21 protein-coding genes are annotated in these 19,007 nt (G+C 69.2%); 10 read left to right on the forward strand and 11 right to left on the reverse strand.

Annotated features, from left to right (window positions below):
* Positions 1–183: 183 nt before the first annotated feature.
* Positions 184–549, forward strand: coding sequence for an HflX-like GTP-binding protein (locus QSK37_RS17355; protein WP_285621924.1), 366 nt, complete (start codon positions 184–186; stop codon positions 547–549).
* A gap of 75 nt (positions 550–624) precedes the next feature.
* On the opposite strand, the gene QSK37_RS17360 is transcribed toward QSK37_RS17355, so the two are convergent.
* On the reverse strand, positions 625–804 hold the full coding sequence (locus QSK37_RS17360) for a DUF4236 domain-containing protein (protein ID WP_285567245.1): 180 nt from the start codon (positions 802–804) through the stop codon (positions 625–627).
* Positions 805–938: 134 nt separating this feature from the next.
* On the opposite strand from QSK37_RS17360, the gene QSK37_RS17365 reads away from it, so the two are divergent.
* A complete protein-coding gene (locus QSK37_RS17365; RefSeq protein WP_285621925.1) occupies positions 939–1,712 on the forward strand; it encodes a maleate cis-trans isomerase family protein in 774 nt (257 codons plus the stop codon).
* A gap of 14 nt (positions 1,713–1,726) precedes the next feature.
* Here the strand turns inward: QSK37_RS17365 and QSK37_RS17370 are convergent, their stop codons facing one another.
* The 4 genes from QSK37_RS17370 to QSK37_RS17385 form a co-directional block, all read right to left on the reverse strand.
* Positions 1,727–2,128: an Imm7 family immunity protein gene (locus tag QSK37_RS17370; protein ID WP_285621928.1), complete on the reverse strand. Its 402-nt coding sequence runs from the start codon at positions 2,126–2,128 to the stop codon at positions 1,727–1,729.
* A gap of 9 nt (positions 2,129–2,137) precedes the next feature.
* Positions 2,138–3,205, reverse strand: coding sequence for a WxL protein peptidoglycan domain-containing protein (locus QSK37_RS17375; RefSeq protein ID WP_285621931.1), 1,068 nt, complete (start codon positions 3,203–3,205; stop codon positions 2,138–2,140).
* Positions 3,206–3,305: 100 nt separating this feature from the next.
* Positions 3,306–4,850, reverse strand: coding sequence for a purple acid phosphatase family protein (locus QSK37_RS17380; RefSeq protein ID WP_285621934.1), 1,545 nt, complete (start codon positions 4,848–4,850; stop codon positions 3,306–3,308).
* 173 nt (positions 4,851–5,023) lie between these two features.
* Positions 5,024–6,238, reverse strand: coding sequence for a HupE/UreJ family protein (locus QSK37_RS17385; RefSeq protein WP_285621936.1), 1,215 nt, complete (start codon positions 6,236–6,238; stop codon positions 5,024–5,026).
* Positions 6,239–6,412: 174 nt separating this feature from the next.
* Here QSK37_RS17385 and QSK37_RS17390 point away from each other — a divergent pair, with 174 nt between their 5' ends.
* Positions 6,413–7,087 carry a type 1 periplasmic-binding domain-containing protein gene (locus tag QSK37_RS17390; protein ID WP_285621939.1) on the forward strand — a complete coding sequence of 225 codons (675 nt, stop codon included), beginning with the start codon at positions 6,413–6,415 and terminating at the stop codon, positions 7,085–7,087.
* Between the two features lie 44 nt (positions 7,088–7,131).
* Here the strand turns inward: QSK37_RS17390 and QSK37_RS17395 are convergent, their stop codons facing one another.
* On the reverse strand, positions 7,132–8,787 hold the full coding sequence (locus tag QSK37_RS17395; protein WP_285621941.1) for an FAD-dependent oxidoreductase: 1,656 nt from the start codon (positions 8,785–8,787) through the stop codon (positions 7,132–7,134).
* A gap of 149 nt (positions 8,788–8,936) precedes the next feature.
* Between QSK37_RS17395 and QSK37_RS17400 the strand changes: the two genes are divergently transcribed.
* From QSK37_RS17400 to QSK37_RS17410, 3 genes are all read left to right on the forward strand, one after another.
* Positions 8,937–9,479: an SMI1/KNR4 family protein gene (locus tag QSK37_RS17400; RefSeq protein WP_285621944.1), complete on the forward strand. Its 543-nt coding sequence runs from the start codon at positions 8,937–8,939 to the stop codon at positions 9,477–9,479.
* A gap of 102 nt (positions 9,480–9,581) precedes the next feature.
* A complete protein-coding gene (locus QSK37_RS17405) occupies positions 9,582–10,154 on the forward strand; it encodes a DUF5134 domain-containing protein (protein ID WP_285621946.1) in 573 nt (190 codons plus the stop codon).
* Between the two features lie 85 nt (positions 10,155–10,239).
* Positions 10,240–12,027, forward strand: coding sequence for a glycoside hydrolase family 15 protein (locus QSK37_RS17410; protein ID WP_285621948.1), 1,788 nt, complete (start codon positions 10,240–10,242; stop codon positions 12,025–12,027).
* Positions 12,028–12,151: 124 nt separating this feature from the next.
* On the opposite strand, the gene QSK37_RS17415 is transcribed toward QSK37_RS17410, so the two are convergent.
* Positions 12,152–12,589, reverse strand: coding sequence for a DUF2690 domain-containing protein (locus QSK37_RS17415; protein WP_285621951.1), 438 nt, complete (start codon positions 12,587–12,589; stop codon positions 12,152–12,154).
* Positions 12,590–12,732: 143 nt separating this feature from the next.
* Between QSK37_RS17415 and QSK37_RS17420 the strand changes: the two genes are divergently transcribed.
* Both QSK37_RS17420 and QSK37_RS17425 read left to right on the forward strand, forming a co-directional pair.
* Positions 12,733–13,668, forward strand: a complete 936-nt coding sequence (locus tag QSK37_RS17420) for a helix-turn-helix domain-containing protein (RefSeq protein ID WP_432705570.1) — start codon at positions 12,733–12,735, stop codon at positions 13,666–13,668.
* 183 nt (positions 13,669–13,851) lie between these two features.
* Positions 13,852–14,175, forward strand: coding sequence for a hypothetical protein (locus QSK37_RS17425; protein WP_285621958.1), 324 nt, complete (start codon positions 13,852–13,854; stop codon positions 14,173–14,175).
* A gap of 188 nt (positions 14,176–14,363) precedes the next feature.
* Here the strand turns inward: QSK37_RS17425 and QSK37_RS17430 are convergent, their stop codons facing one another.
* Complete coding sequence (locus QSK37_RS17430) at positions 14,364–15,410, reverse strand: NAD(P)-dependent alcohol dehydrogenase (RefSeq protein ID WP_285621961.1); 1,047 nt, start codon at positions 15,408–15,410, stop codon at positions 14,364–14,366.
* 127 nt (positions 15,411–15,537) lie between these two features.
* Between QSK37_RS17430 and QSK37_RS17435 the strand changes: the two genes are divergently transcribed.
* Positions 15,538–16,362, forward strand: coding sequence for a helix-turn-helix transcriptional regulator (locus tag QSK37_RS17435; protein WP_285621965.1), 825 nt, complete (start codon positions 15,538–15,540; stop codon positions 16,360–16,362).
* 36 nt (positions 16,363–16,398) lie between these two features.
* On the opposite strand, the gene QSK37_RS17440 is transcribed toward QSK37_RS17435, so the two are convergent.
* Positions 16,399–16,947 carry a cysteine hydrolase family protein gene (locus tag QSK37_RS17440; RefSeq protein WP_285621968.1) on the reverse strand — a complete coding sequence of 183 codons (549 nt, stop codon included), beginning with the start codon at positions 16,945–16,947 and terminating at the stop codon, positions 16,399–16,401.
* A gap of 79 nt (positions 16,948–17,026) precedes the next feature.
* Complete coding sequence (gene msrA / locus QSK37_RS17445) at positions 17,027–17,683, reverse strand: peptide-methionine (S)-S-oxide reductase MsrA (RefSeq protein WP_285621973.1); 657 nt, start codon at positions 17,681–17,683, stop codon at positions 17,027–17,029.
* Positions 17,684–17,756: 73 nt separating this feature from the next.
* On the opposite strand from msrA, the gene rarD reads away from it, so the two are divergent.
* Positions 17,757–18,665, forward strand: a complete 909-nt coding sequence (gene rarD, locus QSK37_RS17450) for an EamA family transporter RarD (RefSeq protein WP_285621976.1) — start codon at positions 17,757–17,759, stop codon at positions 18,663–18,665.
* Between the two features lie 85 nt (positions 18,666–18,750).
* Here the strand turns inward: rarD and QSK37_RS17455 are convergent.
* Positions 18,751–19,007: transposase (locus QSK37_RS17455; protein ID WP_285621979.1), on the reverse strand; the 257-nt coding region annotated here is incomplete at its 5' end.

The raw sequence follows: 19,007 nt of genomic DNA on the forward strand, positions 1-19,007 counted from the left end.
CATAAGGCATACAGTACGGCCTACCGCACTCCGGACTCGCGCCTTTGAGCGGCCACGTTGGGCATTTCTGTCATCTCGCGGCCACGGAGCGGTAGACGAGCCGCGCCGCGAGCGTTCCGATGGGGCGGGAGAAACGCCATCAGGACAACCGGTCAAATGGCGAACGTGATACACGGCGCCAACGTGGTCGTCGCGGGCTTGTTCTCGGCCAGGCGCAAGGACCATGTCGAGGCGATGGACGAGCTCGAGGCCGAGGTGACCCGGTTCGGCGGGCTGGTGACGGCCCGCTTCGTCCAACGCCGGGGCGTCTCGGGAAAGGGCCGCGTCCGGGGCGGAGCGGAGAACATGGATCGCCCCTACTCGTCACGGACCCTCATGAGCACCGGCAAGATCCGCGAGATCGCCGACGCGTGCGTACGGACCGATGCCACGGCGGTCGTCTTCCATAACGATCTGACCGATCGTCAGCGTAGGGCGCTCTCCGAGATATTCGGGAGCGCGGTCCTCACCATTCGCGAGCTCAAGGAGGAACGACGCGTGAATGGTTGAGAAGCCGGCCATTAATGGCCGTCGAGGCGGTGCCCGTCAGCCCAGTGGCACCGCCCCGACGGAGCTCCGATGCGGTCAGGCGCGGGACTTGTCCTGCTTCCATGACAGCGGGCCCGGCAGGTCGTACCGCTGCCTGCGCGACCTCGAGTTCCATGACCAGCGACCGAGCTTGATGGTCCAGGAGGAGAGACCGTTCTCGGTGAAATTGAAGACCAGAGGGCCGAATTTCTTACGCTTACGGAACATCAGACCCATTGCTGTGCTCCTTTCCTTAGGTTCAGGCGACTCGACGATGCCCCGTATATGGCCCCCCAAACTTCCCGATCCCACCGAGGGCGGCGAACCGCGCTAGGCCGCATAGATTCCCCATAATGGGCAATGGTGAGGAGATGCCTGAGGTTGGTCGCGCATCGACACCCAGGGTCGGGCTGCTCTATCCGACTCGCGACTGCGGCGAGGACGATTTCGTACGCATGGCGGCCCTGCTGGATCCGTCGATCACGGTGGAGTTCTCCTACGTCGAGTGGGGCGAGGACGTCTCCGACATCGCCGAGATGGGCGCCCTGGAGAAGCTGAACGCGGTACGCGAGCTCGGCGAGCCTGACCGGCTCGCCGTGGCGGCGGCCGGGTTGACCGGGTTCGCTCCCCACGTGGTGGCGTTGGCCTGCAGCAGCTGTAGCTTCCTGCAGGGCCTCGACGGCGCCCGGAAGCAGGCCGCGGACCTGGCCGCACTGATGGGAGCGCCGGCGACAGGCACGTCCCTCGCGTTCGTCGCGGCGGCGCGAGCGATGGGGCTCTCCCGGGTGGGACTCGCGTCGGTGTACGGCGAGGAGGTGACGAGCGCCTTCGCCGAGTTCCTGGCCGACGCGGGCATCACCACGACGCATCACGTCGCCATGGACGCGCCGTCGGACCGCGCGCTGGCCTCGTGGGACCGGCATCGGATCGCCGACCTGACCGAACGCGGCGACGGCCCGGACGCCGAGGCCGTCCTCGTGCCGGAGACCGCCCTGCACACGGCGGACCTCGTCCCCGGTCTGGAGCGACGCCTCGGAAAACCGGTCCTGACCGCGACTCAGGTGACCATCTGGCATGCCCTCGTCGCGGCCGGCCACCCGGCGAGGGGAGACGGCGCGGGCGCGCTCTTCGCACGCGCCCGGTGATAGCACGGGTCCGCTCATCCCTGGGCGGCGTCCTCCACGGTGGGGACGAGCGGGGAGAGCAGGGAGTCCGCGTGCTCGGTGACCGTACCGCGCACCAGGCGGAAGACCCGGAACGCGTTCGGGTGCTCCGCGTCCTCGTCGTCCCAGACGTACAGCAGGCCGAACGAACCCGGGGCGATCTCGCCGACCCGCCGGAAGAGGTCGATGATCCGTGATCCCCACTCGCCCCGGTGGTTGGGCACGCCCGCGACGTGCAGGAACGGGAAACCGTTCAGCCAGCGCAGGTCGAGCAGGCCGTACTCGTCCAGCTCCGCGAGAAGCCGGCGGACGTCCTCCACCCGCGAACGCAGCCGCCTCTCATCGTCGTCGAGACCGGCCGTCTCCCGGATGTTCACCCACCCGTGGTACTCGAACATCGGCCAAGGCTAGTGGCCGGAGGTCTCCGGCTCCCGGAGCTCCTCTTCGGCGGGCTCCGGGCCGCCGGCGTCCAGGCGTCTCCGGGTCCGCCGGCGGCGGAAAGCCAGGCCCGCGGCGATCATCGCGCAGAGAACGAGGAGGAGCAGGAGCGCCCAGGAGACGTTCCAGGCGCGCGTCGTGGCCCTGACGGCGGCGAGCGGGGCGATCGAGCCCGCCGCGTCGGCGAGCAGCGGAGTGACGGTGACCGTTCCCGTCAGTCTCAGCGCGGGCGCCACTCCCCGTACCGGCACCGAGACCTTCCAGGTATCGCCCGGGAGCAGCTGAGGCGAGTCGCCGATCCCGCCCGCGCGAACGCCCGGGCCGCCGAGGGGGCCGGACACCGAGACCGCCTGCCGGGCGGTGAGGATCGCGTTGCCCGTGTTGTGGATCGTGTACGTGACGGTCGTCTCGCCCTTCCCGAACGGGTTGAGCGTGCCCGAGTAGCGCACGTGCGGCCGCTCCACCGACAGGCTCGGCTTGAGCGGTCCGCCCACGCGGAGCCGGATCCGGATCCCGACGCGCCGGTCCACCTTCGCCGAGTCCGCCGTCCCGGCCCGCGTCAGCGATGTGACGATGCCCCCCATGTGATCGCCGGGCGCGGCGTCGTCCGGAAGCGCGACCGTGAACGGCACCTGGACCGACTCACCGGGCCGGATCGTGAGCTCGGGACGGTCCGGGTGGACCCACGCACCCACCCCCGTCGACTTCGCGCCCTTGGTGACCAGGTCGAACCGGCCCGCCTTGGTGGTGAACCCGTCGGCGGCGTACACGGCCAGGCGCAGCGGCGTGGTGCCGTGGTTGGTGACCACGAGGCCGTCCTGGAGCCGCCCGCCCGGGTCGAGGGTGTAGCTGTAGTTCGGCCGGTCCGACCCGAAGGCGCCGGCCGCCGTGCCGACCGTCCAGGGGACGTCTCCGTCCGCCGCGACGGCGGGGCCGGCCCCCGCTCCGAGGAGTCCGAGCGCGGCGAGCAGCGTCACGACGGCCGCCCGGGCGAGGGCTCCGGCCGCTGAGGTCGTACGCGGTCTGGGCAGGTGCATCTGATGATCCTCGGACGGTCTGCGGAACGGCGGGACGAAAGAAAGTGCGATGGGGCGGGCACCCGCCGGCGCCCACCCCGACCGGTAAGGCGGACCGGGATCAGCTCAGCGAGGTGAGCGTGACGCCCTTCGACTCACCGTCGCTCTGCTGCACCCAGGCGGGCTTGCCCGGAGTTCCGGGCTTACCCGGGGTTTCGGGCTTACCCGGCTTGCCGGGCTTGTCGCTGAACGGGCGGATCACCACCTTGTCGACGAGGGAGCCGACCGGCTTGGCCGCGCTCGCGCCGCTGTCCGGGCCGCACCAGGACACCTTGCCCAGCTCGACCGCGGCGTTCGGGCCGGCGCAGGTGCCGCTGCGGATGTCCTGGACGACGAGCTTGTTGTCGCGCACCTCGACCTTCACGTAGGTACGGACGTGCTCCTGGTTCTCGACCGAGTTGGCCCAGTGGTTCTTGGGGTTCAGCGGGTCGGGACCGTAGTTCGGGTCCTTGGTGGTGTCCGGAGCGGTGAGGTCGTAGTACTTCGAACCCGACGCGGAGTTGGCCGTCACGTAGATGACGCCGCCCGGCCCCTGGGCCACCTGCGCGGCGCCGGGCCGCTCGTTCGCGTTCGCCTTCTTCCCGTTCTTGATCACGTAGCTGCGGGAGTAGCTGTGGTCGTGACCCTGCAGGACCAGGTCGACGCCCAGCTTGGAGAACGCGGTCGGGAAGTCCTGACGGCGCTGCTGGTTGTCGGTGTCGTTCGCGTGGTCGGCCGGTGAGTAGATCGAGTGGTGGTAGACGAGCACCGTGTACTTGGCCTTGGCGCCGTGCGCCTTGATGACGTCGCTGACGTAGCCGAGGTGCGCCGCGTCGGAACCGTTGGCGTAGGCGTTGCTGTTCAGGTCGATGAACAGGACGCCCTTGTACGTGTACCAGTAGTCGCCGCCCGACTGGGTGGCCGCGTTGCCGGCGTAGAACGGCGCGGAGCGGTCGGTGTTCGGCGTCCAGAAGTGCTGTTCGTACGACTTGCCGCCGACGTCGTGGTTGCCGATGGTGGCGGCCCACGGGTACTGGCGCAGCTTGTCGGGCGCGAGGAACGCGTTCCACTGGGTCTCGGTGTTGGCGCTCTCGACCTGGTCACCGCCGGAGACCAGCAGTTCGGCCTTCGGGTTGGCGGCGAGGGAGACGTTCACGGTGTCCAGCCATCCGGCACCGTCCTTCGCCGTGTCGCCGGACGAGCCGATCTGCGGGTCGCCGTAGAACAGGAAGTCGAAGTCGCCCTTGAAGTCCCGGGTCTTGAAGGAGTACGCCGGCGACCAGTCGCCCTCGGAGCCGACGCGGTAGGAGTAGGCGGTGTTCTTCTTCAGGTTGTCGATCGTGGCGTGGCCGTTGTAGCCGCCGTTGACGCTGTTCGCGGCGACCGTGGCCGGGAAGGTCACGGCGTTCTTGGGGAACCGGCCCTTGGCGACCTTGGAGGTCGGTGCGACCTGCACCACCTGCGCGGTGCCGGCCGAGGTGTACCAGGAGACGACGCGCTGCGACTCGGTGGCGCCGACGCTGAGGACGATGCCGGTGGTCGTCGTACCGCTGTCCGCGCCGGCCGCGGTCGTCAGGCCGCTGCCGAGCACCGCGGTGACGCCGATGACCGCCGCGGTGGCCCCCATGGCCACCCGGCGCCGAATCGACCCGGGGCCCTCTGTCCAGTTTTGGAAGTTCATAGGGTTCCGTCCCTTTTGGGAGAGGTAAAAGCTCGGTCAAGCTCTCGCAATGCGTTGACCAGGAGATGAACGGCGAGGAGGTGAACGGTGGCGCACGCCGGAAGTTGTGACGTGATCTTTCAGAGAACTCGCTGGAAGAACCACACGAGGCCCATGACGGACACCCCGGTGGCGATCGCGCCGGTCGTCCACAGCCCCGCCACCGGCCGGCGGTGGCGCAGCAGACCCAGCAGCGGGAAGACGACGATGATGATCGCCAGCTGAACGACCTCGATGCCCACGTTGAACACCAGCAGCGACCACAGCAGCGTCCACGACCAGGCCTGCTCGATGCCCAGCGCCGAGGCGAAGCCGAGCCCGTGCACGAGCCCGAAGCAGAAGACGACCGCGAGCCGCGTCCAGCCCGCGGTGTCCAGGCTGAGGTGACCGTGACCGGTGGTTTCGAGGTCCACGGCATGCGATCGGCGTCGCCAGATCCGCCACAGATGCCAGCCCGCGACGACCGCGATCGACAGGGCGATGACCGGCTCGACGAACGACGCGGGCACCCGTACGAGACCGAGGGCGGCGAAGACGAAGGTCACCGAGTGGGCCAGCGTGAACGTCGTCGCCGCCAGTACGATCTCGCGCAGACGGCGTGACCCCGCGATGAGCGCCAGCAGGAACAGGATGTGGTCGATCCCGGTGAGCAGGTGCTCGGCCCCCAGCCGGAAGAACTCCCAGAACCGCTCGGCCCACGACTGCCGCGTGGAGAACGTCGGATGCCGCGCGTCGAGGGCGGCGCTTCCCGACCGCAGGTCCAGGTCGTACGTGACGATCGTCTTGGTGCCGCGTACGTAGCCCTCGGAGTCCGGGAACAGCCCGCTGCGCACCTCGTGCGCGTCCGCGGCCTCCGGGCAGCGGTAGTCGAGCACCAGCAGCGCGTACGGGACGCCCTCACGCTGCTCGACCTGGAAGCCGCCGTTCCGGGCCGGGGCGCAGGCCCTCCCCTCGGCCGTGACGCCGAAGTGCCGGGTCACGTACGCGACGACCGAGCCGGCGTGGGCGTCGAGCGCCGCCGCCTGCCCCGCCCGGTCACCGGACCTGAACGCCGCGTCGCCCGCCCGGAAGAGCGGATCGTCCTTCTGGTAGTCGGCGGCGGAGACGACGAGCAGGTCGTACTCCAGCCCGATCGCGGCGCGGACGTGCCCGGTGGCGGGCGCGGTCAGATCGACGTACGCGGTGGAACTGAACCCGTGGGCGAAGGCGGGCAGGGCGCTGAGCAGGACGGCCACGGCGGCCACGGCCACGGCGGCGGCGACAGCACAGGCACGACGCCGGGCGGCGTGGGACATGTGACTCCTCGTTGGTTGCGAGACGCAATCTGCTCGGCACGGATGAACGGCCGGCGGCCCGCAGGCGAACCGATGAGGAACCACACCCGGCGGAGGTGGCCTCGCTCCTCGAAAACCGCAAGTCATGGGGTAGGAAGTAGGCCCACCCGTGACCCCGCCGGAGGCCGATCCCCCATGCGCTCTCGACGTCTGCGCGCCGCCGCGCTGGCCGCGGCCGTGGCGACCGCCGTACTGGCCGGCGGGTGCGGTTCCGGCGACGACTGGTCCCGGCCGCACGCGAGGCCCACTCCCATCGGCACCCTCGGCCCGGGCTTCTCCGACCCGGCCAGGTCGCCCGCCCCGGAGTCGACGATCACACCGCGCGCCGGCTCGTGGGACGCCGCCCGCCCGTCGAAGGGCTACCGCGTGGTGCTGCTCACCGCGGGCAAGGACGCCCAGACCAGGACGCTGACGGACGCCGTACGGAAGTGGGCGAAGGAGGAGCACGTCAGCCTGAAGACCGTCACGGCCGCCAAGCCGGACCAGTACGTCCCGTCCATCAGCAGGGCGATGAACCTGGCGCCCGACCTCATCGTCAGCGCCGGCAACGACCTCGTCGACGCCCTCGCCACGGTCACCCCCAACCACCTCGACCGGAAGTTCCTGGTGATCGGCGCGGAACTGGCCGAACCCACGGCGAACGTGACGGCCGCCGACTGGACCGGCGCGTCGTTCCGCGGCGAGGGCCTCGGCATGTCCTCGAACTACGACCCCGCCACCTTCACCCCCGCCCGCGCCGGGCACGCCGTACGCGCCGGGGTCGCGGCCGTGCTGAACGGCCTGACCGGCATCGTGATCTGGATCGGCTGACCGCGCCGCGGCGGCCAGGTGACAGGCGGCTAGGTGACAGGCGGCTAGGTGACAGCCGCGGCCATTCGTCCTTCAAGGTAGGCGTGCACGGCGGAGACCACCACCGATCCTTCTCCGACGGCGGAGGCGACCCGTTTGACCGAGCCGGCGCGGACGTCACCCACGGCGAACAGACCCTCGACGGAGGTCGCGAAGGCTTCTCGGGTCATCACGAAGCCCTTGTCGTCGAGTTCGACGCCCACGTCGTGAAGCCATGTGGTGCGTGGGACCGCGCCGATCATCAAGAACACTCCACCCGCCTCGATCCGGACGTCCTGCCCGCTTCGCCCGTCTCGCCAGGTGAGCTTGGTGAGACGGTCCTCACCCGCGACGGAGGTCAGCTGTGACCGGGGGTGGACGGTGATCCGTTCATGGTGGGTGAGCCGCTGGGCCAGGTAGCTCGACATCGTCTCGGAGAGGTCGTCGCGGCGAATGAGCACGTGTACCTGGTCGGCCTGCTGGGTGAGGAACAGCGCGGCCTGGCCGGCCGAATTGCCGCCTCCGACCACCACGGCATTCCGGCCGACACATGCCCGCGCCTCGAGTTCGGTCGCGGCATAGTGGACGCCGCGACCTTCGAACTCGGTGACACCCGGGGTGCTCTCCAGCCGGCGGTATCGGACGCCACTCGCGATGACGACGGCCCGGGCCGTGACGTCGCTCTGGTCGTCGAGCCGGACCCGGAATCCGTCCGGGCTCCGCGACAACTCGGTCACGGAGCGGGGCGAGACCAGCCGTGCGCCGAACTTGACCGCCTGCAACATCGCCAGCCGGGCGAGCTCGCTGCCGGCGACTCCGCGCGGGAATCCGAGGTAGTTCTCGATCCGCGAGGAGGTGCCGGCCTGCCCTCCCAGGGCGACATCTTCGACGATGACGACGTCAAGTCCTTCGGAGGCTCCGTAGACGGCGGCGGCCAAGCCCGCCGGTCCGGCGCCCACGATCAGCAGATCGCAACGCGCCTGGTCGGAGAGCCCGCAGAGGTCGAGACCGATGGCGGTGGCCAGATCGCGAGTCGTCGGCTCGGTCAGGATTCGCCGTCGGCCGGTCACCACGGCGGTCCCCTTCTCCGGGAGCGCACACTGCCCCGCGACCTCGGCCCAGGCGGACGGGTCCGAGCGCAGCACCGTCCGATACGGGATGTGATTGCGCTCGGCGAACTCCCGCAGCCGGTGCAGGTCGGGATCGTCGTCGCCGGCGACGACGAGGCCGCCCTCGCCGGCACGGGTCAGCAGACGTCGCCGCGCGTCGAACGCGGAGAGCAACACGTCACCCAGCTCGGCGGAGGTCGCCACGAGCCGGCTCAGATCCTCGACCCGCACCCGCAGCAGCGCGCTCTTCGCCATCGCGACACCCGCGAGGAAGGCCGGCTGCCCCATCAGCATGCCGAGTTCGCCGACGAAGTCGCCGGCTTCGACCACGAACACGACCCGGTCGTCTCTTCGATCCACGAGACGAACCTCACCGGCGAGTACGAGGTACAGGTCGTAGGCGTCGCCCGCGTCCCACAACACCTCACCGGGCTCGGGATGGATCACCTGTCCGACCGACTCCAGCAGCCTTCGGCCTTCTTCGTCGAAAACAGGCCACGCCTGAGTATCGACGGCGTCCGCCCGGTGGGAGGAGTAGCGGGTCCGCTCGTCGGTCGCTGGAACGGCGCTCATTTGACTGCCTTCCGTTGGCCTGGCTTCCCCGGTGAGCAGCAGGCGATCCAGGATGCTATCCGGTACGCCACGGACGGGACCACCGCCTCGGCGACCGCCCGCCCTCGGCTTCCCCATGCGCGGGTGCCGAGGTGGCTAGTCTTCCTGGGGTGACGGAGACAGCTGAAGACCTGGCGCTGCCCGCCGCCCTGGCCGAGGTGGTCGAGGTCGGCTTCGAGTGGGAGTGGGACGAGGAGACCGACGAGTCCCGAGGGTGTGATTTCGAGCCGTACGCACGGCTGGAGGCACCCGAGAAGACCGCGTGGTGGTTCCGTCTGTGGACCGGCAACGAAGAGGCCGACGGCAGCGAGTTCCGCTTCTTCGGCGCCACCGGGGCGGGCGACTATGCCGGCTTCTGGCTGGTCCGGCCGGGTGCGCCTCTCACCGAGCAGCCGGTCGTCCACCTCGGTTCCGAGGGCGACCGGGGAGTGATCGCCCGCGACCTCGGCGACCTGCTGTGGCTGTTCGCGAACGGTTTCGGCCCCCTTGAGGCCTTCTCCGCCCCGGACGCCGAGGCGGAGCCGAACGAGGCGTTCCAGGCGATCGCCGAACGCCACGCGCCGGGGAAACGCCGTACGACCGCGGAGATCGTGGCCGCGGCACGCGCGGAGTTCCCGAACTTCTCGGAGTACATCGACGCGATGTGCCGCTGAGCGAAGGTCCGCGTGGCGAGATCCGTACGGGCGAGGCCGATGAGTTTCCGGGACGTGCCGGATCTGTACAGCTGACCCTGTTCTCGTCGACCGGAGTCAACGGTGTCCCTTCCTCCTTCCGCCGGCTGGTGCCTGAGCGTGGTGTTCGCGTGCTCGGGCGGGTGGTTCCTGTACCAGTGCGTGCGCGCCACGGCGGGCACCGCCGAGCGGATCTCGCTGTTCCTGCACGCGGTGATGTGCCTGGTGATGATCCCGATGGTCTGGCCGTGGGGAGCCCGGATCCCCCATGGCCCGCAGGTCACGCTGCTGGGAGCGGGCGTCGTCTGGTTCGTCGTCTCGGCCGTACGTGAGCGGCGGATGACGCCCGCGATCCGGGACGCGCACCATGCCCTGATGGCGGCGATGATGGCCTGGATGGTGATCACGCCGATGCCCGTCCCCCGTGACGGGCCGGCACCCCGGATGGCCGGCGGACACGCCGCGATGGCGCAGATGAGCGGCCCTACGCCGGCCGCCGTGACGCTGGCCGCGTACTGCCTCGTGGCGACGGTGGTCTGGCTCGCCGAGGCCGGCACCGCGACCGGCCCCCAGCCGCTCATACGCCGCCTGCCCTCGGCGGCCGGCCACGCGGCCATGAGTCTCGGCGCCGGCGTCCTGACTCTGGCGATGTCATGACCGCGGCGAACGTCGCGGCCCCGCGCTCGTCAGTGCCTGACCCCTCTCGGTCGACATAGGCCCTCACCTGGGGATACGGCCCGCGATGACGCGGACACCCGCGGGTAGCGTGGTCAACGTGCGGATCGAGGACTACGCCCTCATCGGGGACACACGGTCAGCCGCCCTGGTCGGTCGCGACGGGTCGATCGACTGGCTCTGCCTTCCCCGGTTCGACTCTCCCTCGTGCTTCGCCAAGCTCCTCGGCGACGAGTCCAACGGGTTCTGGCGGTTGGCCCCCACCGGGCACGAGATGGCCGCGCGACGCGCGTACGCCGGCGACACGCTCATCCTCGAGACCGTATGGGAGACCCCTACGGGGACCGTCAAGGTCATCGACTTCATGCCTCCCCGGCAGGCCAACCCCCACCTGGTCCGGATCGTGGAGGGCGTGTCCGGGACCGTGGACATGACCGCGGAGATCAGCATCCGGTTCGACTACGGCGGGATCGTCCCCTGGGTTCGCCGCTTCGACGGCCGCCTTCACGCCATCGGCGGGCCCGACTCGGTCTGGATCGACGTCCCCCTCCACCTGGAGGACAGCGGTGACCGGCACACCGGCACCTTCATGATCGACGCAGGGCAACGCCAGGCGTTCGTGTTCACGTGGCACCCCTCGCACCAGCCGGAACCCGACCGCATCGATCCCGGCGAGCAGCTCACCGATACCAGACTGTTCTGGGAGGAATGGGTCTTCCGCTGCTGGCTCCCGAGCCGCTGCCGCGCCGCCGTGATGCGCTCCCTCATCACGCTCAAGGCCCTCACCTACAGCCCGACCGGCGGCATCGTGGCGGCTCCCACCACATCGCTGCCCGAGCATCTCGGCGGGGTCCGCAACTGGGACTACAGATTCTGCTGGCTGCGCGACGCCGCGATGACACTCGACGCCCTGACCGAATCCGGATACATCACCGAGGCGGGCGCCTGGCGTGACTGGCTGCTCCGCGCCATCGCGGGCCGCCCGGAGGATCTCCAGATCATGTACGGCGTGGCAGGAGAGAGGCGCCTGCCGGAGCAGACGCTCGACTGGCTACCCGGCTACGAGGGCTCCAGGCCGGTACGGATCGGCAACGACGCGGCCGGCCAGCTTCAGCTCGACGTCTACGGCGAGGTGCTCAACTGCTTCTACCGGGCCCACAAGCTGGGGATGCCGCCCTCCGACTACGCCTGGTCCATCGTCTGCAGACTGATGGACTTCATCGATCGCAGCTGGGACCAACCCGACGAGGGCCTGTGGGAGATCCGCGGCCCGCGGCGGCACTTCGTCCACTCGAAGGTCATGGCGTGGGTGGCGGCCGACCGGGCCGTACGGATGGTCGGAAAGCTCGGCCACACCGGTCCCGTCGAACGCTGGCGTGCCATGCGGGACCGGATCCACGCCGAGGTCTGCGACAAGGGATTCGACCCCGAGCGCGGCACGTTCACCCAGTCGTACGGCTCGCGCGAGCTCGACGCGGCGCTGCTCCTCATCCCGATCGTCGGCTTCCTGCCGCCGAAAGACCCCCGGGTCACCGGCACGATCGACGCGATCAAACGCGAGCTGACGACCGACGGCTTCGTCCTGCGCTATCCGACCTCCGAGAGCAACGACATCGACGGGCTACCCGGAACCGAAGGCGTCTTCCTCGCCTGCAGCTTCTGGCTGGCCGAGGCGCTCGCCCTCGTCGGGCGCAAGCATGAGGCCATGGAGCTGTTCGAACGGCTGCTGGCCCTCACCAACGACGTGGGCCTGCTCGCCGAGGAGTACGACCCGGTCCAAGGGCGTCAGCTGGGCAACTTCCCTCAGGCGTTCACCCACATCAACCTGATCCATACGGCCCAGGCCCTCAGCTGACGCCGACCGAGGAACGGTCACCGGGTTGATCTTCACGCCACCGCAGCGAGGCGGGCTCGGCGGCGACAACGGCCATCGAGCCCGCCTGACCGAATTCACGAAGATCGAGGTCAGGAATTATTGTTCAGTCGGTCCAGGGGGTGAACCATTGGGCCTTGTTGATGACCGTGACGGATGCGCGCGCCGGGCCAGGTGAGTACAGCTGGTCGGTATAGGCCCAGCCCGCCACCGATGAGCCGAGGCTTTTATAGCCATATGGATTCTGTCGAGTCACCCCCAGTATGGCCGTCTCGCCGGGGTTGACGTAGTACCTTGCCCAGTTCGTTTTACACGTCGGTGACCACATGAGCTGCAGTCCATTGATGTCGAAGACCGCGTATGCGAGATATGTGCATCCGGTCTCGTCCGGATCGGTGCCGTCGCATCCGTAGTTGCTACAGGTCACAGACGGAGCGACCGTCGTGGCGGCTGCGGAGGCGGGTCCGGCGGTAACGCCGAGGCCGAACAACGACAGCGGCACGGCGGGAACCAATGCGGCGATCGCTCGGGTGAGATGTTCCACGGTCTGCCCTCTCTGTACGTGGGCCCGTTCGCGGCATGTCCGCCGGGAACAGGCGAAGCACTGGGGACACTTCCACTCACCGCGTTGATCGGGAATCCTTGTTTCGGTCCGAACGACAAAATCCGAACAAGGACGGACGCTGCATGGGACGCAGGCCGCAGCCAGTCGACGCAGAGGTAACGGAACTAGCGGAATTCGTTGCGGACCTAAGGGCGCTGCGAGCACAGGCCGGAAATCCGCCGTACCGTTCGATGGCGGTGAAGGCCCGGTACTCGGCGAGCACCCTCTCAGAGGCGGCATCGGGGCGTCGGTTGGCGACCCTCCCGGTCGTGTTGGCCTATGTCGCCGCCTGTGGCGCGGAAACCGAAGGCTGGCCGGAGCGGTGGCGGCAGGTCGCCGCGGCCGTGCATGCGCACCGTGAGGGGACTCAGGCCGAGACATCACCAGCGGCTGATCGGAGCGAATCAACTCCGCTCGTCGACGTGCCGGCCACCTTGGCCGTGCCCGCCGCACCCCAGGGTCACGGTAAACGAGGTGCTACGCAGCTGATCATGGTCGGTGGCGCCCTGCTCTCGGCAGTGAGCATCATCACCGCCTGGCGGCTGCTCTTTCCCGGGTCGGCCGATCACACCTCGGCCGCCTCGCCGAGATCCACCAGAACGATCGCAGAGGGCAGCGACCCTCAGGACACCGGCTGCGACAAGGGCGAGGTCATGACCGTCGCCTCGGCCAACCTCTACGCTCCCGACCGGTTCTTCGTCGGCTATATCTTGCTTCGTTACGCACCAGCCTGCGGGGCGATGTGGCCGCGCTTCCAACCGGCCACGGGAATGGCGCAGCTGGACGGCGCCCAAGTCACCGTCTGGATCACGCGGCCGGCCGACGGGCGAGCCTCGCGGTACGACACTCCTTATCTCGGGGATCTCGTCTACGGGAACATGCTGCGCACCTCGTACGGCTGTCTCGAAGGCGCGACGACCGTCACAGCGCCGCATCCCACCGCAGGGCCCACCGCCGCGCTGCCCGGGAAAGGCCGCATCTTCGCGCATGCCGAGACTCAGTGCGTACACCGACCCTGAACTCGTCATCGGCGTCGTGACCGGACACCCGGCCGACAGGTAGGCCAAGCGCCGGTGGCGGACCACGCGGACCTCGTGGAGTCCTCCAGCGTCATTCGCCACCGCCATGGGCGGGCGCAGGTTCCCGGCCCGTACCCCGCAACCCCCTCATGTCAGGCGATAGAGCCGCCTAAACTCCAGGGCATGGATCTCAAAGAGGCGTCGTACATGGTCCTTAGCGAATCCGCCCCATATGCGGAGCTGCGAAGCGTCGCCCAAGCCGCGTATGACGACTTCTCCGCCGGCCGCGAAGTCCCCTACGTTGCCCTCAAGGGCATCCTCGCCGAGGCCAGCCGCAAAGGCGTGCTGGGCAAACTCAAGCAGAGATACGGCTACGACACGTTCTGCGAGATGGTCATCGTGCTTGGCCGTGAGACAGATCGCCAGCGGACCATCGCCGGAGATCTGCCCTCCAGAAGACGCCCCGGCTTTCGTGGCTCGCCGGTAGAAGCCGGTGATTTCTCGTAGGTAGTAGATCAAGTGTTGTAGCTGACGATGTAGTCGTCGCCCTGGTGCATCGGCAGGCCGCCGAGGATGACGGCGTTCAAGGGGTGGCTACCGTCTTCGCCGCCGAGCTCGCCTTCAGTCCGGTGCTGAGAGGGCGGCAAGGCGTGAGCCGCCTGTCCGTCTTCGCCCTCCTCACGGCCCTCCGTTCGTCAGGACGCGAGGTCGAGGACGAACCGGTACTTGACGTCACCCGCGGCCAGCCGGTCCAGTGCCTCGTTGACCTCGGCGACGGGCAGTACCTCGACGGTCGCGGTCACGTCGTGGGCGGCGCAGAAGTCGAGCATCTCCCGGGTGTCGGTGATGCCGCCGCTGCCTGCGCCCGCCAGCCGTTTGCGTCCGAACCGCAGGGTCTGAGGTGTGAAGGAAAGTTCCGGCACGATGCCGAGCGTGCACAGGGTCCGGTCGAAGCGGAGCGCCGTCAGGTAGGGCGAGAGATCGTGCGTGCGGGGCACGGTGTCGAGGATGAAGTCGAACCGCCCGCGCTGCCCGGCCATGGCCTCGGCGTCGGTCGACACCACCACGTCGTCGGCACCGAGTTCCAGCATGTCCTTCGCCTTGTCGGGTGAGGTGGTGAAGCCCACCACCTCGGCGCCGAGCGCCTTGGCCAGCTTCACCGCCACGTGCCCGAGTCCGCCGAGGCCGATGATGCCGACCGTCTGCCCCGGGCCGACCTCCCACCGCCTGAGCGGCACCCAGGTGGTGATCCCCGCGCACATCAGCGGCGCGGTCCCGGCCGGGTCTAGCCCCTCGGGACGCCGGTACACGAACGCCTGGTCGGCCACGTACTCGTCGCTGAACCCGCCCTGGGTCAGGGACCCGTCGCGCCGGTCACGCCCTCCGTAGGTCAGGGTCGGGAACTCCGCGCAGAACTCCTGATCACCGTTGCGGCAGGCCTCGCACACCCCGCACGAATCGACGATGTTCCCCACACAGACCGGATCACCGACCTGGAAACCGGTGACCGCACTGCCGACGGCCACCACCTCACCGACGATCTCGTGGCCGGGCACCAGCGGAAAGATGTCCGGCCGCTCGTGGCCCGGTTCGGGCCGCACGTGCTCCAGGTCGGTGAAGCACACCCCCGCGTGTGTCACCCGCAGTGCGACGTCGGTAGGTCGCAGCTCACGGCGCTCGAAGCGCCAGGGTGCCAGCGCCGACCCGGGTGCCTGGGCGGCCCAGCCGTTGACCGTTCGCATGGTGGATCTCCTCTCGTTCGCAACGCCCCCATGCTGTCGCCGGACCGCGCCGCCCCACCATCGGTGGCCGATGACTGGGAATCACAGGGCCACCCTCGTACGGGACGACCGGACGTAGCCTGAGGCTGTGGACAACGCCGCTCTCGCAGAATTCCTCCGGGCTCGCCGCGCCCTGGTCCGTCCCGAAGACGTGGGCCTCGACGACGCCGCCGGCGACGCCCGCCGCCGCGTGACGGGGTTGCGGCGCGAGGAACTGGCCCTCCTGGCCGGAGTGAGCGCGGACTACTACGTACGCCTGGAGCAGGCACGCGGCCACCGCCCCTCGGAGAGCGTCCTGGAGTCGCTGGCCCGGGCGCTGCGACTGGACGAAGAACTGACGATGCACCTGTACGCCCTGGCCCGCCCGGCACCGACCGCCACGCGCACCCGGGAACGGGTGGCCGACACCGTGCAGGAACTGCTGGACGCCTGGACGACGACACCGGCCACAGTGACCAGCCGCCGGATGAACGTCGTCGGATCGAACGCTCTGGCGTGTGAGCTGGCCCCCTGCTACGTGCCCGGGACGAACCTGCTGCGCGCGGTGTTCCTGGACCCCGGGACACGGGAGACACATGTGGACTGGGACGCGGCGGCGTCGGACGCGGTCGCCAACTTCCGGGCCCGGATCGGAACCGAGCGGGACGACCCCGACCTGACGGCACTCATCGGCGAACTGTCGCTGCACAGCCAGGAGTTCCGGGAACTGTGGGCCCGCCACGACGTCCGCACCACCACGGCGGGCGCGAAGAGCTTCCGGCACCCGGAGCTGGGCGTGATCAGCCTCCGCTTCCACGCGATGCCGCTGGAGGACGGCCAGGTGCTCACCGTCCTCCACGCCCGGCCCGGCTCACCGGACGAGCAGTCCCTGGCGCTGCTCGCCACGATGACCGCGACCCGATCTTGGCGGTAGGGCTGTCCCCGTCGCACCGTGGGCCATGAGCCATCGTCATTCTCCGAGCCAACCGGCGCAGGGCACGACCTCGAATCCCCGGCTGGGAAAGACGGCTTCCATGAAGAAGTCGTGCATCGCCGGATCGCCGTCGGCACAACCGTCACGCAACACGGTCACCTGGTAGTCACGGTCTGCCGCGTCGTAGCACGTCGCAGCCACCATTGCGCTGGTCGCGACTCCGGCGATCGCGAGAGTGCCGACGCCGCGCGCGCGGAGCACGAGGTCAAGGTCTGTGCCGGCGAACGCGCTGGCGCGGCGTTTCATCACGATGACGTCCTCGTCGGCGACCGGCAGATCGATCTCAGTTCCGGCCGTCCCCTCGTGGAAGGCGTCGCCGGCTTCGTAGAACGTTCTGAGTAGCGCGTTGCCCGGCGGCACGTCGGCCCCGTTGGCCCGGAAGGCGAAATGCACGAACACGACGAGAACGCCTGCCGCGCGGGCGCGCGGAAGCAGTTCCGTGAGCGGTGGCACGACTTGCCTGGCGAACGGGTAACCGCCCGTGATGCCCTGCTGCACGTCGCCGATGATCAGTGCGGTGGTCACGACCGGCTTCCGTCCAATCTCCATCCGGCGTCCTGGGTCAGCAGGACGATTCCGGCGGCCGCGCCGCCGAAGCAGCAGATCACTCGGCCCGAGCGACACCCACCGGGCAGGACACCCCGGTCCCACCGACGCCGCAGTAGCCGTTCGGGTTCTTCGCGTCCGAGAGATACTGCTGGTGGTAGTCCTCGGCGAAGTAGTACTCCCCGGCCGGCTGGATCTCGGTTGTGATGTCGCCGTAGCCCGCGGTCGTCAGGACCTTCTGGTACGACTCCCTCGACGCGAGGGCCGCGTCGCGCTGGGCGTCCGAGTGGGTCAGGATCAACGAGCGGTACTGCGAGCCGACGTCATTGCCCTGCCGCAGCCCCTGGGTCGGGTCGTGGCCCTCCCAGAACACCTTCAGCAGCTGCTCGTACGTCACCGCCGACGGGTCGAAGACCACGCGGACGACTTCCGCGTGGCCCGTCTGGCCCGAGCAGACCTCCTCGTACGTCGGGTTCGGCGTGTAGCCGCCCGCGTAGCCCACCGAGGTCGACACGACGCCCGGTACCTGCCAGAACTTGCGTTCCACGCCCCAGAAGCAACCCGCGCCGAAGTCGGCGATCTCCGTGCCCGGGGGGTACGGCGGGGCGAGGGGGGCGTCGAGGACGGTGTGGCGCGGCGCGACGGGCATGGCCTGGTCGCGGCCCGGCAACGCCTGGTCCGGCGTCACCATCGAGGTCTTTCCGAATCCGAACACCCTCCCAAGGCTATCCGGCCGACACCGGCCTCCCAAGACATGACCAATACCAAATATGACTCCTTACGATACGATGACGCCCGTGTCTGAAATGCGGCGTGGGGTCCTCTACGGAGTCGCGGCCTACGTTCTCTGGGGCCTGTTCCCGCTCTACTGGCCACTGCTGAAGCCCGCCGGTTCGATCGAGATCCTCGCGCACCGGATGATCTGGTCGCTCGTCGCCGTCGGCGTCATCCTCGCCGCGCGGCGCCACTGGCGCTGGATCAGGACGCTCAAGGCCGGGCGGCTCGCGATCCTCGCCCTCGCCGCGGTCGTCATCACGGTCAACTGGGGCACCTACATCTACGCCGTGAACAGCGGGCACACGATCGAGGCCGCGCTCGGCTACTTCATCAACCCGCTCGTCAGCGTCCTTCTCGGCGTCCTGGTCCTCCGGGAGCGCCTCACCCCCTGGCAGTGGACGGCGGTCGGCATCGGCGCGGCCGCGGTCGTCGTTCTCGCGATCGACTACGGCCGCCCGCCCTGGATCGCGCTCGTCCTGGCCGGTTCCTTCGGCACGTACGGGCTGCTGAAGAAGTTCGCCGCGACGCCGTCGGCGGAGAGCCTCACGGTCGAGACGGCCGTCCTCTTCCTGCCCGCCGTGGCCTATGCGGTCTTCCAGCCGCACCCGACGTTCACCGGCCACGGCCCGTGGCACCTGCTCCTCCTCGCCGGCGCCGGCGTCGTCACCGCGGTGCCGCTGATGCTCTTCAACTCGTCCGCCACGCGCGTGCCGCTCACCGTCATCGGCATGCTGCAGTACCTCGCCCCGATCCTGCAGTTCCTCATCGGCCTGGTGGTCCAGCACGAGGCGATGCCGGCCAGCCGCTGGATCGGCTTCCTGCTCGTCTGGGTGGCCCTGGTCTTCCTCAGCGCCGACGCCGTCCGCACCGCGCGGAGGAGCCGCCGGGCCAAGGCCCGGCCCGAACCCGTATCCGTCTAGTAGTGCTTTGTTAGGTGGTTAAGGCGAGGGGCTGTCGGCAGGTGGGGCAGTGGCCTGTCCAGGTGGCGGAGGACTTTGTAGAGGGTCAGGCCGCCCCGGTCGCTTTTGGGCTGGTCAGCCGCAGGGTCGTGAGGAACAGGTGGGCGGCGGTCACGAGGGTGACGTGGCGGTTCCAGCCTCTCCAGGAGCGTCCTTCGTAGTGGTCCAGGCCCAGACCGGTTTTGAGTTCGCGGTAGTCGTGTTCGATGCGCCAGCGGATCTTCCCGAGCCGGACCAGATCGTGCAGTGGGGTGTCGGCGGGCAGGTTCGACAGCCAGTACTTGACCGGCTCGTCCTCCTCCG

Source organism: Actinoallomurus iriomotensis (assembly GCF_030269445.1).
GTDB classification, from domain to species: Bacteria; Actinomycetota; Actinomycetes; order Streptosporangiales; family Streptosporangiaceae; genus Actinoallomurus; species Actinoallomurus iriomotensis.